This window comes from Polaromonas sp. P1_G2, assembly GCF_056405515.1.
Window position 1 is genome coordinate 1 of the sequence record NZ_JBFUBY010001317.1, and the last position, 424, is coordinate 424.

At 61.6% G+C, this 424-nt stretch carries 1 protein-coding gene; it reads right to left on the reverse strand.

The window, feature by feature from the left end; translation table 11 throughout:
* Positions 1-424 (reverse strand): mannitol dehydrogenase family protein (locus tag AC1D0P_RS30340; protein WP_477680124.1); only part of this gene is annotated, 424 nt, incomplete at both ends.

The following is a 424-nucleotide window of genomic DNA, read 5'->3' on the forward strand; positions in this document are numbered from 1 at the left end:
GTTGATCAGCCGGATATCCGGCGATGCGGCCCGGGCAATCGCGCGGCCGAGTGTCAGGCGGTGTTCGTCATATCCGTCATCGAGCACCGAAATCGTCTCGACGATCGAGCCGATCAATCGCCGCTCCACCTGGCCATTGTCGCGCAGCTCGCGGCAATAAAAACCGTCCTGCTCATCCAGGACAGCCGAAATAGCCGGCGGTTTCAGATTGACCCCGACAATACCCCAATCACCGAACGACGCTTCCAGCGTATCATCGGTATAGTCAGCCTGGTGGCAGCGATGGAAGGCGCCGACACCGAGATGCAGAATGCCGGGACGGAGCCGCGACCGGTCATAGCCTGGACGACGGATCGACGGCGGCAGCCGAACAATCGTGTCGGCATTCAGCCGGTTGGACGTCTGGGAAGCGCCATCCATCAGC